The organism is Leptospira bandrabouensis, assembly GCF_004770905.1.
GTDB lineage: Bacteria > Spirochaetota > Leptospiria > Leptospirales > Leptospiraceae > Leptospira_A > Leptospira_A bandrabouensis.
Genome location: NZ_RQHT01000014.1, coordinates 1,255,573 through 1,269,260, shown reverse-complemented (window position 1 = coordinate 1,269,260; position 13,688 = coordinate 1,255,573). Strand labels below are relative to the sequence as shown.

Below are 13,688 nucleotides of genomic sequence, written 5' to 3'. Positions count from 1 at the left end.
AAAATATCGCAGAAATTCTAGGGAAAATGCTCTTCAATTCCATTGATTATTTTCTATTTTTTGTAGGTTGTTATACTATCTATTGGATGGCACCCGGAAAGTTCAGAAAGTACATTCTGATTTTCTTTTCCTTAGTTTTTTATGGATATTGGAGTCTTTCTTTTTTAACTCACTTTTTACTCTTCATTCTTATCACACACTTTTTTGTTTTAGGAATCTTAAAAACTAAAAAGAAAATCTTTTTAGTTTTAGGTGTAGTGATTAACTTACTCAACCTTTGTTTTTTCAAATATATCCTAACTTACTTACAATTTTTAAGTAAAGAAGGAGAGATCTCGATTCCCTTTATCCAATCATTAAGTCAATTTGCCCTTCCACTGGCCATTAGCTTCTATACGTTTCAAATGATAGCTTACCTTGTTGATGCTTGGAGAGGAAAATTTACAGAATCACCTTTTACCAATTTTTTACTTTTTATTTTATTTTTCCCACAACTCATTGCAGGTCCCATCATGCGACATGATGATTTTTATGAACAAATCGATCATGCAAAACTCAATTGGGATTTCGTACATAGAGGAATTCTACATATACTTTCCGGTATTATCAAAAAAGTTTTAATTGCCGATCAAATTGCAAAGACCATCAATCCAGTTTTTGCCGATCCTGCTGGATATGATGGACTCAGTATCTTTATTTCAACAATGGCATTCTCTTTACAAGTGTATGGAGATTTTTCAGGTTATACTGACCTTGCAAGAGGATCAGCCTTTTTACTTGGATATGAAATTCCTGAAAACTTTCGTTCACCATTTTTATCGGTTAGTTTTTCTGAATTTTGGTCTAGGTGGCATATTACCTTGTCCACTTGGATTAGAGACTACCTATACATTCCGTTAGGTGGAAATAGAGTATCCGAGTCGCGCTTTATGTTCAATACTGTCACAGTAATGGCTTTGGCAGGATTATGGCATGGAAATACATATACTTTTTTTATTTGGGGATTTTTACACGGTATCTTTCTTGCCATTGAAAGATTTACGTTCGGAAAAATGAATAGAAAAGATATGACCACCAAACAAAAAATCATTGGATTCATTTATGTCTTTATTGGTTTTAATTTGGTCAGTCCTTTCTTTCGTATCGATTCCTTACAGGGTATTTATAAATTTTGGTCAGCATCCACTTCCACGGCTAAAAACTTTATTTATAAACCAGATTTTTGGTTATTAATTTTAGCTTGTTACCTATTTCAATTTGTTGAATACAAAAACTATTTTAAAGAAAAACTACAACCATACGTTCATTGGTTAGTTCCAATATTTTCCTTACTCGTTTTCTTCGCATTAGTCAAAATTGAGAACCCAGTGGAAACATTTATCTATTTTCAATTCTGAGAGAACCTATGAACCAAAAACGAATTTATTTATATCCTTTTTTCATCATCTTTTTTGTCTTTCTGGTTGATAAACTGGTTTGTATACCTGAGTTAAGAGAAGCAGGTAGAAGAGCATACAAATCTGGACAAAATGTACTGGTTGGCTTACCAAAAGTATGGGAAGAAGATAAAAAACTCCAATCTGAAAATACCAAAGTGGTTGTTGTGACAGGCACTTCTCGTTCTGATATTTTTCACGAATGGGAAAAAATTCCTGTAAATCAATCTACCTATTCAGGTCCGATTTATTTCGAAACTAGGTCCTCCATCAAAGCATCCGAATATTTTTTATTTTATTTAATGATCCAATCCATGTCTAAGTCAGGTTTTAAACCAGATTTATTGTTTTTGGAATTTTCTGAAGAAATGTTAAATGAAAACAATGTGTTTTCTTACAAATCCAAATGGCAAGAGTTAATGTTACATGAGGATGAGTTAATTGATATTTTCCCAACTTTTAATTTTAAATACCAAAGAGAAATATTATCAAAATTATTTTTCCTTTCTTATAACTATCACTTTAGTCCAACACAAGGCGTGACCAATTGGATTAAAGGTAAAACAGCAAATGATGATAATTACTTCATTGCACTTGCTTCCTATTTAAATAAAAAAAGACCTTTTGATCCAAAGAAAATTGGAATTGAGTTAGATAATTTCACTCCACAAGAATTTAAGGATCGGATCGTAGATTATAGCCAATCTCAACGTGAACTTTTGCTCACGAATTATACCTTCTCCGAAACAGAATATGGGTTTTTAAAGAAAATCATCCAACATGCCGAGGAACATAATATTCCAACAGTACTTTGGGAACCGCAAGTCCACCCCTACTACGGCCAACTGAGAAAATCGATCACCGGTGGAAATTTAATGGAAATATACGGCAGACCTTTGGTGGATCCAAATTCAAAAAATATTCGTCTCATATCTTTGAACCATGGGAATACCAATTGTAAAACTTTTGTCGATAGTAGCCATGTTTCGCCTATTTGCGTTCCAGAAATTGCTGATAAGTTATTGCAAATTGCAAAGGAGATACCAAACTTCAAGTAAGGTTATGAAGTTAAATCTGAAAAAACTCAGTTTCTGGAAGAAAATTTTTCTATTTAGCTTTGTCTTCTTATTTTCCGCAAATTTCATGTACCAGCGCATCGTTGACAATGAAGTCAACTGCGGACTCATCGGTTCTCCAGAAAGTGGATGTCCTTACGCATTTTTAGATCATGCCTTCGGATTGAATCCTGGCCATGATTTACAAGAAGAAGGTGAACATGCGGATCATGTTTGTTTTTCATGTCCTTGCAATTTGATTATGTCCTGCTCTTGGGATTTGTATTTATCTCATGTTCAAATCCAACTTCATAAAGTATATATCAATCATCCTGAACTTCTTATCCCAAAACTAGTTACATTAAATAATTTTTTCCGACCACCTAAACCAAACCTCTCTTAGTTGATTTGCAATTTCATTGCATGAACACTTTTTGGAGGTTCTATGTACTTTAATCTTTTTCCCAAACATCCTAAAGTAATCACTTGTTGTTTGGTTTTCATGTACTTTACAGTTTACCCAATTCATTCGGATTCGAATGATTCGTACGGTGTTACTTGTAAAAAAAATAATTCCTTAGTGGAACTTAGCCATTGCATTGTAAGTAAACATCCGGACTTCCGAGTTGAAGAAATTAAACTTAAGGAGATTTCCGGTAGAAAAAAAATTGCTTCCTACTACTTTCCATCGAATCCAGTTTTCAGCAGTTATGTGGCAACAAGAAAAGGAGAGTCTTCTGGACCCACATTTTTATCAGAACCAAATGCGGCGAACAACTTCCAAGTTATGGTAAACCAAGAAATTTTTACCAATGGAAAAAGAGAGATCTCTGTTCAAATCGCAGATGAAGAGTTTAAAGCGCAAGTTTTTCGGTTAGAATCTGTAAAGAGAACTTTAGAATTTGCAGCCTTGAAAAAGATGATCCGATATCACTATTTACTTTTGGAAGAAGAGAATAGCCTAAATAGCTTAAATCTAGTTAAAGAACTTAAAAAAGTTTCGAAAGCAAGAGTTAATGAAGGACTATCTCCTGGAATTGATGAATCGCTCTCCGAATCAGAAGAAATCAGAATCTTTAAAATTTGGAACCAAACGCATCGTTTATCAGAAAATGCAAAGTCAGAGTTAGAAGTATTACTTGGTTTACCTTTTGAATTTGAAAATATGCCAAATAACAACTGGATATTTCCTAAAGAATTACCAAAAGATAAATCAGAATTAATTCAAATGGCAATGCAATTGCGTCCGGAACTTTCACTCTCAGAAAAAGAAATTGAATTGTCAATTTTGCGGCAAAATGAAGTTAGGCGACAAAAAATCCCAAATGTAACCTTAGGAGCGTTTGCACAAAATGATGGATTTAATGAAAAAGTGGTAGGTGGAATGTTAAGTTTACCTTTAACCATTTGGCGAGATTATGAAGGTGAAACTGTAGTTGCATCTTCAAAGGTCGATAGTTCCAGAGAAATTAAAGAATCTGTTTCAAGAAATATTAAACAAGAAGTCCTCTTTGCTTTTACCAACTATATTTATCTTTCCGAAGAAATTAAACTTTATGAAAAAACCAAAATGGATCGAGCAGAAACTGATTTAAAAAATCTGCAGGACGCAATCCAATTTGGCAAAATTAAGATCATCGATGCGATCAATCATCAAAGAATTCTTTTACAAACAAAACTAAATTATCTGAACACAAAATCTGAGTTTGAATTATCGCAAATTGAACTCGTCCGTGTTCTCGGCCTTCCTAGCGACTCATTAGAGGTCAAACCATGAAAAAACAAACTATATTACTTCTAACCTCACTTCTGCTTGTTTCCATTTCAATTTACCTATGGAAGTTTAGAGCTACAAATTCCATTTCTGAAAATACAGAAGATTCCAAAGATATTGTAAAAATTTTGGATGAAAACAGAAAAAATTTATCTTTAGAAATTGAAGTAGTAAAAACCGAACCGATCGAAACTAAAATAGAACTCATTGGAGAAACAGAAGCAGTTCCTGATGCGATCATTGATGTACCAGCAAGAATCTCTGGTCGAATTACCTCAGTTTCCTTTGTGGAAGGAGATTCCATTAAAAAAGGACAAAAATTAGCAACCATCGATTCCCCAGAGCTTGCAAAACTAAGATCTGCCTATTTAGTAGCTAAATCTAAATACACTGCAGCCGAACAAAATTTAAACAGGATTAATTCATTAGTAAAAATGAATTTGGCCGCCAAACAAGAGCTTATTGATGCGGAATCTAATCTTAAAGTAATAGAATCTGAAAAAATATCAGCAGAAGAAAATTTACGTGCGAACGGACTAGCCATTGATAATTCTGCTTCTGGCGTTTACACCGTATTTTCTCCTAGATCTGGACTTGCATTGTCAAGAAACGCAATCCCAGGGTCCATAGTTTTAGGTAACCAAATCCTAACAACGATAGCCGAGTTGTCTCAACTTTGGTTCCAAGCTAAAATTTTTGAAAACGATTTGAAATACCTCTCAGAAGGGATTCCCGGTAAAATTATTTTAAATGCTTATCCCGATTCAGAATTTGAAGGAATCTTGGAACATATAGGTGAAAAAGTAGATCCCGAATCAAGAACTGTACACGCGAGACTTGTTTTTAAAAATAAAAACCGCAAAGCAAAGATTGGATTGTTTGGAAAAGCCATATTGAGTGTAAACGGTAGAAACGGAATTCAAATTGCCGAAGTTGCAATCCAATCCTATCAAAATAAAAAATTTGTATTTATAGAAACTAAAAGTAATGAGTTTAAGTGGAATGAAATTACAACAGGATTTACTACTGATGGAAAAACAGAAATCATTTCCGGAATTAATGAAGGTGATCGTGTTGTAACGAAAGGAGCCTTCGAACTCAAAGCTATTCTCTTCAAATCAACATTTGGTGGAGAATAATCATGGAATTTTTAACAAAAATTGTACAAGTATCCTTACAAAACAGATTACTAGTTTTAATCCTTACCACATTACTTGTATTTGGTGGACTTTATTCACTAAACCATTTAAAAGTAGATGCAGTTCCTGACATTACAAATGTCCAAGTTCAGGTCATAACCACCTCACCTGCATTATCTACTTTGGAAATTGAACAGTACATCACTCTACCGGTGGAAAGAGCTATAACAGGCATTCCCAATTTAGTTGAAGTCCGATCGGTTTCTCGTTACGGTTTTTCCCTTGTTACTGCAGTATTTGCAGATGGTACAGATCTATGGAAAAGTAGACAGTTAGTTAGTGAAAAACTAACCGAAGCTTCCGAAAATATTCCAGCCATTTTTGGAAAACCAGTGATTGGTCCCATCACCACAGGTCTTGGTGAGGTTTTTCAATTTACCTTAGAAAGCGAATTCCATAGTCAAATGGAACTCACTACTTATTTAAATTGGTATATCAATCCAACACTTAAAACAGTTCCAGGAATTGTAGAAGTTAATAGTTTCGGAGGAAAAACCAAACAATACCAAGTGATTGTAAATCCTTTTAAAGCTGCCTCTCTTGGTGTTTCTCTAAATCAAATTGTCAATGCAGTACAAAGTAACAATCTTTCCACTGGTAGCGGATATATCGAAAAGTCCGGCGAACAGTTGATTGTTGGTAGTGATGGATTGTTAAAAACAACAACTGATTTTGAAAAAATCCAAGTAGGGAAAATGGGAGATGGTTTTCCCATTTATTTAAGTAGCATTGCTACAATTGTGGAAGGGCCTAGGTTACGAAAAGGTGCTGCAACGGCATCTGGTGAATCGGAGGTCGTGGGCGCCGTAACACTGATGTTACTCGGAGAAAACTCTTTAGAAGTAACAACTGCTGTAAAAGATAAAATTACCCAAATCGAAAAAACCCTTCCAACAGGTATGAAAATTAAACCATACTATGATCGTTCGATTATGGTAAAAAATACATTAAAAACAATTGTGTGGAATCTTTCGGAAGGAGCCATTCTTGTTATCATTATTCTATTTTTGATGATTGGTGATTTCCGGTCAGGACTTGTAATAGCTTCGGTCATTCCTCTTGCTATGTTATTTGCCATTACACTCATGTTTTTGCGGGACCTTCCTGCAAATTTAATGTCTATGGGAGCAATAGATTTTGGACTCATAGTTGATGGCGCAGTTATTTTGATCGAAAACTCACATAGACGTTTAGGATTAAAACGAAAAGAATTAAAACGAGATCTTACCGATGAGGAACAAAAAGAAACCATTTTAACCGCAACCATTGAAGTTCGGAAGGCTACAATTTATGGAGAGATCATTATAGGAATCGTTTATATCCCGATCCTTACCTTAAGTGGAACAGAAGGTAAAATGTTTATTCCAATGGCAACCTCCGTACTTTTTGCACTCCTTGGTGCATTCTTTTTGACTTTGACTTTAATACCTGTATTGGCATCTTACTTTTTGAAAGGAGGTCATATTGCCGAAGGAGAAACAAAGGTTTTTCAAAAAATTCACAACTGGTATACACCAAAATTGGATTATTGCCTAAGAGAATCTAAAAAAGTAACCTATTCTTCAATTGGAATTCTTATTCTTTCCATTGTTTTATTTTTTCGATTAGGAGGAGAATTCCTTCCTAAGCTAGATGAAGGAAATTTACTAATCGAAATTAGTCGGTATCCATCAACGACATTAACCGAATCTTTACAATCTTCTATGAAAATAGAGAAAGCCATTCTTAAAGAAATTCCAGAAATCACGGAAGTGGTTTCAAGAACCGGTTCTCCCGAATTGGCAATCGAACCGATGGGTGTCGAAAAAACAGATATGTATTTGGATATGAAACCTCGGTCTGAATGGAATTTAACCAAACAAGAGATTGAATCCAAGTTACAAGAGATTATAGAAAGAGTGACACCTCAAGTTGCCTATGGTTTATCGCAACCAATTGAAATGCGTAACAATGAAATTATGGCGGGGATTCGAGCCGATGTAGGAATCAAAATATTTGGAGATGATTTAATTCAATTAAAATCTTTAGCAGAAGAAATCTCCACAAAAATCAAACACATTCCTGGAGTTGTCGATTTACGAATTGAACAATTGTATGGGTTAGAATACCTCCGCATCAAACCTAACAGAGAAAAGTTGGCAAGGTATGACCAATCTATCCTTGATGTAAATCGTGTCACCGAATCAATTTCATCAGGCGTTCCAGCAGGTATCGTTTATGAAGGGATGAAACGATTTGATATTGCAGTGAAAACCGATGTTGGTCCAAATCCAGAACAAATCAAAAATATACCCGTGAAAGTAGGGAATAAAACATTTGCTCCATTACATGAACTATCTGAAATCCACATCGAAGATGGACCAGTCCAAATTTACCATCAAAATCAAAACCGTTATGCATTAGTTCAATTTAACATTCGGGGAAGTGATATGGTAAGTACCGTGAATGCAGTACAAGCAGTCTTACAAAAGGAAATAAAATTTCCTGCTGGTTATCATTATACGACTGGCGGAGAATTTGAAAAGTTTGAATCTGCTACAAAAACACTTTATGTTGTTGTACCAATTACGCTTATTATCATTTTTTTGATTCTCTATTTTGCATTTAACGAAGTATCTGCGGCAATAATTATTTTCCTGAATGTTCCATTTGCAATTACAGGCGGAATTTTTGCTTTGTATCTTAGAGGTTTGCCATTTAGTATTTCTGCAGGAGTGGGTTTTATTGCCCTCTTTGGAATTGCAGTACTCAATGGACTTGTGTTGATTAGCTTTATTCGCGGTTTAGAACAAACTGGAATGAAAAAAGAAGAAGCGGTAAAAGAAGCAGCAGTTTCAAGGTTACGTCCTGTACTCACAACAGCCTTTCTTGCTTCAATTGGATTCATACCAATGGCAATCAGCACATCACCAGGTGCAGAAGTCCAAAGACCTCTTGCCACCGTAGTGATTGGAGGGTTAGTCTCTGCAAGTGCACTAACCCTTTTTGTTCTTCCTCTCGTTTATTTGAAGTTTGCTGCAAAGAAAGTCTTCATGCTATCGAAAGATGCATAATCAGCTTTCTCATTATATGCTAGACCAGGTAATCCCTGCTTTTCGGAACCAGGTCTAGTGAATCCATGAACAGCACCTGGATGCGAAATAAAAGTTACCGGAGCTTTGGCATCTGTCACAGTTTTAATAAAAGTTTCCACGGAAGATTTTGGAACAAAAGGATCATCTGCACCATGATGTACTAAAACTTTACTTTTGATTTTTTTGGCACCGGTTGCCAAATTTTTGCTACCAAAAAAACCATGAAAGGAAACAACGCCACCCTTCAAATCAGCACCATCTAATGCTAGTTCAATGACACCGCCACCACCAAAACAATAACCAATTGCCCCAATTTTACTCACATCAACATTGGGATTTGATTTTAGGATATCGATTGCTTTGTAGATTTTTTTAAGAATGATTTTTGGATCGCCATTGGCTCCAGAAAGTTTCCCTGCTTCCACGTGATCTTTGGCAATAATACCTTTTCCATAAACATCCATCACAAAGGCAACATAACCTAAATCAGCTAACTGTCTGGCACGTTGTTTTGGATATTCGTTTAATCCCCACCATTCGTGAATCACAAGTACACCGGGACGTTTTCCAGTCATTGAGGTATCCGTAGCGAGATACCCTTCGTACAATTTCCCATCCAATTTGTATTCCACAGGAGTTCCTGTAACAGTTGTTTTTACGGGAAGTTGTGCTGTTGGCACGCTCGCACACTGAATGGCCAATACAAGTGTAAAAATAGAAATGAGTTGTTTCATACCTCTCCTGTTCCGCTCCAATCAAATCATGAAGCGGAGATAGTTTAGAATCTTAATCGAAAACCAGAAAAAAAGAAACCCTAATTTCTCATCGAATTTCCAAGATTTGGGTACGAGGGAATATTGTTACCACGTTCACTTTTGTTTCAGTTTTTTCTCTAAATAAAAAAATATACCGATTGGTTCACCTCAATCCAAAGTCTTCCATTTTTTTTGTTATACGATTTTTTTTAATCGCCTAGCATTCCTAAAATTTATCTTTTAATCCAAAAGGAAATTATATGATTCAAAGCAACTACTTTCAAACTAACGAAGACCTAAAGGAACACTTTTACGATTTAATTGATTGGAATGAAATTGTTCCCCTTTACGAAAATAATTACTCAGATTCCAAATTATATGCAGAAAACAATAATCCCAGATTGGAATATGCACCATCTAATGTAGATGAGGCGAAATCATTTTATGAAGAAATTCTAAAATCTTGCGGTGAAATTAGCGGTATGTATGTTTCGCAAGTTGCCGGAGTGGTGGATTCCAAAGGACTAAAATTTGAAAATGGAAATGTAATCCATCCTCAAGAGATGGTAGATGTAATCAAAATGTACCATGATGCAGGTCTTGGTCCTGCTGCTTTCAAAAGAAAATACGGTGGACTCGGTACACCAAGCATCATCAAAGCAATCATCGCTGAGTTAATGTATAGATCTGATAGTTCCATCACAATTGCTGTAGGAAGTATGGGACTTGCTTCCATCTTAGAAGTTTGTGCCACTGATGAAATGAAAGAGGAATGGATTCCGAAATTGATCTCAGGAAATTACACAGTTACCATGGGGCTTTCTGAACCAGACTTTGGATCTGACCTTCCCAATATCACAACAAAGGCTATTAAAAAAGACGATAAATGGTATCTGAACGGAACCAAACGATTTCAAACTGTGGCTTGCGGAATCAATGGAAGCCCTGGAATTACACTCACACTGGCAAGAACAGGAACCCAGGAAAGTGGGGCCAGAGGACTATCATTCTTCATCGTAGAAAATAAAAATTACACCGTCCAAGGAATTGAAAAGAAACTTGGGATCAAAGCATCAGCAACATGCGAAACTGTTTTTGAAAATAGCGAAGGTCATTTAGTCGGCAAAGAAGGATTCGGACTTGTGAAATACGTAATGGGAATGCTCAATGGAGCCCGTCTTAGTGTCTCTTCCCAAGGAACAGGAATTGTCACAGCGGCTTATGAAGAAGCTCTCAAATACGCTAAAGAAAGAATTCAATTCGGAAAACCCATTTATGAAATTCCTGCAGTACGTCGTATTTTGGACCGAATGGAAAGAGAGCTGGCTGGAATGCGTTGCCTCATGGTAGAAGCAGCCTACTCCGTTGATAAATACTATTGGTATGAAGATGGTCGGACAACGACAGCCGAAGAATCTAAAAGTGGGAAATTTTGGGAGAAGGTAGCAAACACACTCACTCCAATTTCCAAATACTATAACTCCGAAATGTGTAATGATTTAGTGTATGACGGCTTACAAGTATTAGGTGGTGCTGGATATACTGAAGATTATGATCTCTCAAGACTTTACAGAGATGCCAGAATCACCAATATCTATGATGGTACCACACAAATACAAGTCAACGCAGCCATTGGTGGAATTACATCGGGTATGAGTGCGACTGGTACTTTTCGAACGTATTTAGATCATTTAGCCAAAGGTTCAGAGTCCAATTCCAAACTTGGGGAAATTCGAAATCTTTTTGAATCCATTGTGGAAACATATAAAGCAATAGAAGACCAACAAAGAAAAGAAGCATATAGTTTTGAAGTAGTAGAGTCCGCAGCCAGAGTTGTCGTTGGATACTTAATGGAAAGAGCAAAAAATAAATCAGTACAAAGAAAGGAATTACGCAGCCAGTGGTGTAAAGAATTTCATACCGATAGTTTAGCAATTCTAACTGCTAACAAAATCAAACTGTGTTAAAAAAACAAAAAAAAGGGTCCTCGTAAATGAGGACCCGTAAGAAAGGAAAGGGATGGATTTTCCACAATGCGCCAGTGGAAAACCCAAAATTGTTCAGGTTAAGTGAGAGTAATTGATTTCTCTTCCATAGGTAGAGAAACTTGAAAACTGGGTTGTGTTACCATAGGTTTTGGTTCCAAATAAACTTTTTTATTTCCCATTAACTTCCCAGCAACTGAATCAGGAAAAGAATAAGCAACGATTCGTTTCCATACAGAACCAAACTGTTTCACAAAACTTCCTGTATTGTAGTGTTGGCCATACTTAGCACAAATTTCTTTCAAACGAGGAGCTACTTCACGGTAACGTATTGCCGGCATACCTGGGAACATATGGTGTTCTATTTGGTGACTTAAGTGACCAGTCATGGTATAAAAAAACTTACTGCCATCTAAGTTAGATGAACCCTTTAGTTGTCTCAAATACCACTGTGCTTTCGTTTCACCGGCAATTTCTTCGGTAGAAAAGGATTCAGCATTTTCAGTAAAGTGACCACAGAATATCACTGCATAGGTCCAAAGGTTACGAATTAAATTCGCAATCATATTTCCTAAAATGATTTTTGGAAAATTAAGTCCTGCAAGTAATGGAAACAGTAAGTAATCCTTTACAACCTGTACTTCAATTTTCTTAAAAAAGACTCTCTTAAAATCTTTTAAGGTTCTTTTATTTCTTTGTTTTTTGGGAATTTCCAAGTGTTCAACGCGGAATCCATGTGCGCCAATTCCCCATTGAAAGTTCATAGCAAGAAACAAATTTGTAAAAGGCTGCGTTAGGTGAACAGGTTTCCACTTTTGTCCTTCAGTCAAACGTGTAAAATTATAACCATAGTCATGGTCTTTATTTAAAACGTTAGTATAGGTATGATGCATATAGTTGTGGTAAAATTTCCACTGGTGCGCATCACAAACAATATCCCATTCAAAAGTTTTTGAATTAAAACGTGGATCATTCATCCAATCATACTGTCCATGAAGGACATTATGACCAAGTTCCATATTATTGATGATTTTAGAAAAGGAAAGTAACAAAGTTCCTGCTACAAATGATATTGGTTCAAAGCTAAAATGAATGAGACCACGACCCAAAATTTCAGTATAACGATATGTTTTATAGATGAAACGGATATGATCTGCATCTTCCTTTCCAACCTTTGCCATTACTTCTTCTCGCAAGGCTTCTACTTCATTCCCAAATGCTTCGATTTCTTCTTTGTTTAATTTTTTGCTAATCGTTTTCATTATTTTTCCCTATGATTAATTCGTTTATTTCAATCTTCTTTGTTTTTAATGTATAAGTTCTAAAGTTCTAATTCCAAATTTGATTCAGCACGGGAAATACAAATCTGAATATTTTGTTCACCTAACCCCGATACTTCGCCTTTTGATAAATCCGTAACAGAACCTGCAGATTTTTTGCAAACACAAGTATGGCAAATTCCCATCCTACATCCACTTTGCGGATAGATTCCTTGGTCTTCCAATTCTTCTAATAAAGATCGTTCCCCTTTCACTTGAATGGTTTTATGACTCAATGAAAGAAACACATCCACTGTTCCTGTTTTTTTCACTTTTAGGGAAGCTTGACCTGGTAACATAAATAACTCGGACTTCACTTCATTTCCTTCTAAAAGAGAAAGAGCTTTTGTTTGCATGGGTCCAGGACCACATACATAAACAGAATAGGATTTTAAATCATCTGTATACTTCTCTAAAATTTCTTTAGTCAAAAAACCTGAGTCGTAACCTTCTTTAGGAACATCAGAAAAAATATAACGAATCTCTAACCAACCAGTTTCTTTTGCAATTTGTTCTAACGAAGAACGTAAGATGATATCTTCAAAGGACCTAACAAAGTAAAGAAGTGTTGCTTTACCATTGTATTTCATTGATTGAAGTTGTTTAAGTATGGAGTGGATAGGAGTGATTCCACTTCCACCTGCTAAAAATAAAAATTTAGAAGGTACTGTTTTTGGAAGAACGAACTCGCCAGATGGTTTTCCAAGTTCCAACAAATCACCTTTTTTGATGTTTTGATTGATAAAGTTAGAAACAAGTCCGCCTGACTGACGTTTCACGGTTATGGAAATATACTTACTGTTTGGTGCCGAGGATAAAGAATAAAATCTTGTGACCCTTCTTCCCGCAATTTCTAAAGTGACGGGAACATGTTGGCCGGAAACAAAACCTTTCCAAAGCCAGTTGGGTTTTAAAATGATAGTTTTAGCATCCGCGGTTTCTTGGTGAACTTCTACCACTTTTGCTTTGATGGTTGTGACCGAAAATCTCGGATTGATTTCACCCAGAAGGAAATCAGCCCAGTCTTTCAACTGGAGGAATGCCAAAAATTCCTTGGGTTCGTTGTAGATAAAAGGAAATGTTTTCATTTT

The 13,688-nt window shown here is 35.8% G+C and carries 10 protein-coding genes; 7 read left to right on the top strand and 3 right to left on the bottom strand.

The annotated features are described in order from the left end of the window. Positions 1 to 26: 26 nt before the first annotated feature. The 6 genes from EHR07_RS13255 to EHR07_RS13230 all read left to right on the top strand — a co-directional run bounded on the left by EHR07_RS13255 (position 27) and on the right by EHR07_RS13230 (position 8,517). Positions 27 to 1,397, top strand: a complete 1,371-nt coding sequence (locus EHR07_RS13255; protein WP_135745505.1) for an MBOAT family O-acyltransferase — start codon at positions 27 to 29, stop codon at positions 1,395 to 1,397. Between the two features lie 8 nt (positions 1,398 to 1,405). Next, positions 1,406 to 2,494, top strand: a complete 1,089-nt coding sequence (locus tag EHR07_RS13250; protein ID WP_135745504.1) for a DUF1574 family protein — start codon at positions 1,406 to 1,408, stop codon at positions 2,492 to 2,494. Positions 2,495 to 2,579: 85 nt separating this feature from the next. Further along, a complete protein-coding gene (locus EHR07_RS13245; RefSeq protein ID WP_135745503.1) occupies positions 2,580 to 2,894 on the top strand; it encodes a hypothetical protein in 315 nt (104 codons plus the stop codon). 42 nt (positions 2,895 to 2,936) lie between these two features. After that, positions 2,937 to 4,268 (top strand): TolC family protein, encoded by a 1,332-nt coding sequence (locus tag EHR07_RS13240; RefSeq protein ID WP_135745502.1) that lies wholly within the window; start codon positions 2,937 to 2,939, stop codon positions 4,266 to 4,268. After that, positions 4,265 to 5,404: an efflux RND transporter periplasmic adaptor subunit gene (locus tag EHR07_RS13235; RefSeq protein ID WP_135745501.1), complete on the top strand. Its 1,140-nt coding sequence runs from the start codon at positions 4,265 to 4,267 to the stop codon at positions 5,402 to 5,404. The genes EHR07_RS13240 and EHR07_RS13235 overlap by 4 nt, the downstream gene beginning before the upstream one ends. 2 nt (positions 5,405 to 5,406) lie before the next feature. Next, positions 5,407 to 8,517 (top strand): efflux RND transporter permease subunit, encoded by a 3,111-nt coding sequence (locus EHR07_RS13230; protein WP_135745500.1) that lies wholly within the window; start codon positions 5,407 to 5,409, stop codon positions 8,515 to 8,517. Here the strand turns inward: EHR07_RS13230 and EHR07_RS13225 are convergent. After that, entirely contained in the window at positions 8,466 to 9,272 is an 807-nt protein-coding gene (locus tag EHR07_RS13225) for a dienelactone hydrolase family protein (protein ID WP_135745499.1), read from the bottom strand. The genes EHR07_RS13230 and EHR07_RS13225 overlap by 52 nt on opposite strands. 281 nt (positions 9,273 to 9,553) lie before the next feature. Between EHR07_RS13225 and EHR07_RS13220 the strand changes: the two genes are divergently transcribed. Further along, positions 9,554 to 11,260 carry an acyl-CoA dehydrogenase family protein gene (locus tag EHR07_RS13220; protein WP_135745498.1) on the top strand — a complete coding sequence of 569 codons (1,707 nt, stop codon included), beginning with the start codon at positions 9,554 to 9,556 and terminating at the stop codon, positions 11,258 to 11,260. A gap of 98 nt (positions 11,261 to 11,358) precedes the next feature. Here EHR07_RS13220 and EHR07_RS13215 read toward each other — a convergent pair whose 3' ends face one another. Both EHR07_RS13215 and EHR07_RS13210 read right to left on the bottom strand, forming a co-directional pair. Then, positions 11,359 to 12,540 (bottom strand): fatty acid desaturase family protein, encoded by a 1,182-nt coding sequence (locus tag EHR07_RS13215; protein WP_135745497.1) that lies wholly within the window; start codon positions 12,538 to 12,540, stop codon positions 11,359 to 11,361. Between the two features lie 59 nt (positions 12,541 to 12,599). Next, complete coding sequence (locus EHR07_RS13210) at positions 12,600 to 13,685, bottom strand: flavin reductase family protein (protein WP_135745496.1); 1,086 nt, start codon at positions 13,683 to 13,685, stop codon at positions 12,600 to 12,602. Between the last annotated feature and the right edge of the window lie 3 nt (positions 13,686 to 13,688).